The 2,461-nt window shown below is 68.1% G+C and carries 3 protein-coding genes; all 3 read right to left on the bottom strand.

Annotated elements, in window-relative coordinates; translation table 11 throughout:
• Positions 1–52: 52 nt before the first annotated feature.
• The 3 genes from FNH04_RS44810 to FNH04_RS44800 all read right to left on the bottom strand — a co-directional run bounded on the left by FNH04_RS44810 (position 53) and on the right by FNH04_RS44800 (position 2,239).
• The gene (locus FNH04_RS44810) at positions 53–1,069 is read right to left on the bottom strand and encodes a hypothetical protein (RefSeq protein ID WP_228032012.1); all 1,017 of its coding nucleotides are present in this window, start codon (positions 1,067–1,069) and stop codon (positions 53–55) included.
• 51 nt (positions 1,070–1,120) lie between these two features.
• Complete coding sequence (locus FNH04_RS44805; protein WP_152791967.1) at positions 1,121–1,729, bottom strand: hypothetical protein; 609 nt, start codon at positions 1,727–1,729, stop codon at positions 1,121–1,123.
• 87 nt (positions 1,730–1,816) lie between these two features.
• Entirely contained in the window at positions 1,817–2,239 is a 423-nt protein-coding gene (locus FNH04_RS44800; protein WP_152791966.1) for a DUF3592 domain-containing protein, read from the bottom strand.
• Between the last annotated feature and the right edge of the window lie 222 nt (positions 2,240–2,461).

Below are 2,461 nucleotides of genomic sequence, written 5' to 3'. Positions count from 1 at the left end.
GCCGATGGCGGCGGGAAGCCGGTGCCATCGACTGCTGTGAACGGGGGTGCTGCTACCGCCTGGCGAGCTGCCGCTGCCCCAGGAACACGGCGCGGGCGATCTCCTGCGAGTCGACCTGGACCACGACGGGCCGGTCGGCGAGCCGCTCCACGGCGGAGGTGAGCGCGCGCAGCCCGTTGCCCGAGCCCAGCATCCGCTCCAGCTTGGACAGCGGGATGACGGCCTCGTGCTCGCCCGCCTCACCGATCAGCGCGAGCGTGCCGCCGGAACGGGCCTGCACGATGCCGCCCTGCGCGAGCGCCGGCACGGGGATGGTCGGCAGGTTGAACGCGAAGCCCTTGCCGCCGATGACGGGCACCCAGTCGGGGACCTTGATCTTCACCCGGTTCAGGGAGCCGATGAGCATGTTGAGCCCGCGCACCAGCATCCGCGAGGGCAGCAGGAACCCGTTGACGACGCCCTTGAACAGCGGCCCGAGCATCCTCGCGGCCGACTGGGAGGCGCTCTTGATGGCGCTCCAGGCGGCGACGAGGCCGCGCTTGACCACTGAGGCGACCTTGTCCATGTTGACGAACTGGGCGATGAGGGGCGCGAGAAGGGCCATGATCAGCCCGAACGGACTGGCCATCATGGCGAGGTTCAGGCCTCGCTGAGCGAGCGAGGCACCCTTGAGCCCCTTGCCCAGGTTGCCCATGGACTTCCCGCCCTTGTCGGCGTTCTTCCCGGCCCGGCCGACCGACTTCTCCACGGCGTCGGCCTGCTGCTTGACTCCGCGGAGGGCGGTCTTGGTCTTGTCGGCGGAGGACCTGAGCTTGTCGAGGGCGGACTTGAGCCTGTCCGTGCCTGACTTGGATTTGACGAGCGAGCCGTCTGCCTGGGTGAGGGCGCTCTTGAACTTCCCTGCCCCGCTCTCGTTCTTCGCCAGAGAGGACTGCAGCTTCCCCAGCGTGCTGTTGAACTTGGCGATGCCTCCCGCCGTGCGGCCGACGGATGTGTTCGCCCGGCCGGCCGCCGCGGAGAAGCGCCCGAAGGCGCCGTCGGCGGTGCGCAGTTTCTGTATCAGGGACATGCGGTTATCTCCTTGGGTATCGCGTGCGGCGCAGGCGATTGGCCGGCCGGGTCAGAGGGAGCCTTCCAGTGTCTTGACCCGCTTCTCGAGCGAGGTGAGGGCCTGATTGGCGCGGGTGGCGTTGTCCGCCGCCAGCCGGGCGCTGCCGCTGGCACTGCGCAGAAGGTTGTCCGCGCGCCGGGCGTCCGCCTGCGCCTTCCGTGCGTCGTCCTGCGCGTGCCGAGCCGTGGTCTGGGCGTTCCGGACGTGCCGCTTGAGTTCGTCCTCGAACTTCTCGACTCGTTGCCTCTCCTTCTTCCGTGCCTCTTCCGCAGCCTGCGCCTCCTGCGCGTCCTTTACTTTCTTCGCGGCTTTCTCAGCCTTGTCGCTCCTGCCGTGAATGAGGCCCTGGAGTGAGAAGTTGGGACCGATCTGCTTGCCCGCGAAGGTGAATCCCTTCTCGTCCCACTTGAAGAGCGAGTGGTCCATCTTGAAGAACTGACTGCTGAGGGCGGCGGCCTGGAAGTCGCTCTTGACGGCGGTTGCCTGGACGTCTTTGATCCATTCCGCCTTGAGCTTCGGCAGTTGCGCCGCGAGTACGGAAGCAGTGGTGCGCTGAGCCTGCTGAGCCGCTGTGAGACGGACTTGGTCCGGGTCGTAGGGCGGTGTGGTCGAGGCCATGGGAATCCTCCTTGACTGGAACAGGCCGACGAAATACCCCTGGCCGTGGCACGGCCAGGGGCAAGTGTGGAAAAGGACGCCGAATAGTCAGACGAAGAGCGCGAGGGCGGTCCACGCGTCGAGGGCGGCGAACATGACGAGCAGGGGGGTGATCGCCAGCAGGGTGCGCCGGCGAGAACGCACGGCGCGCTCCAGGCACTCCGTCAGTTCCGCCGTTGTCGGCGAGGCGGGGTCGTACACGACCGACACCGTGCTGCCCGGTGTGACGGACGTGCGTGCCAGGGGGAACGAATCCGCCTCGTACTCCGTGCCATCCGGAAGGGCATAGGAAAAGCGCACGGAGACGTCGTCCTGGCGCCATGACAACGAGGTGCACTGGCCGGTCGTTTCCGTGCCCGATGCCTGCAGGCGCAGGCCCGCACGGTACCGACGGAAGGTGTGCACGGCGGCGACGACGATGCCGCAGGACGCCAGTGCCAGGATCAGCGACCAGATCAGGGCGCCCGCCATGTCACTCCCCGTTCGCTCGCCGCCTCGACGTTCCGGCGCCTCATCATGGCTCACCCGGTGGCCACTGTCGACGGCGGTGGCTCCTGAGGCCGGCTGGGGCCATGAGGCAGGTGACCGCTGCGTCGTCACCCCGCAACCCGGTCGGCTCCAAGAGGGCTGCTACTGATCGTCGTCCGACGGGTGAGGGCGTGCCGTGGGCGGGTGCGGGTGCGGGTGCGGGTG

The organism is Streptomyces phyllanthi (genome assembly GCF_009377205.1).
GTDB lineage: Bacteria > Actinomycetota > Actinomycetes > Streptomycetales > Streptomycetaceae > Streptomyces > Streptomyces phyllanthi.
Note: the sequence above shows the minus strand (reverse complement) of the source record. Positions and strands in the feature narration are given on the sequence as shown.

Coding starts and splice junctions, on each gene's coding strand:
- FNH04_RS44810 (WP_228032012.1), bottom strand. CDS start 1,069: ATGTCCCTGATACAGAAACTGCGCACCGCCGACGGCGCCTTCGGGCGC.
- FNH04_RS44800 (WP_152791966.1), bottom strand. CDS start 2,239: ATGGCGGGCGCCCTGATCTGGTCGCTGATCCTGGCACTGGCGTCCTGC.
- FNH04_RS44805 (WP_152791967.1), bottom strand. CDS start 1,729: ATGGCCTCGACCACACCGCCCTACGACCCGGACCAAGTCCGTCTCACA.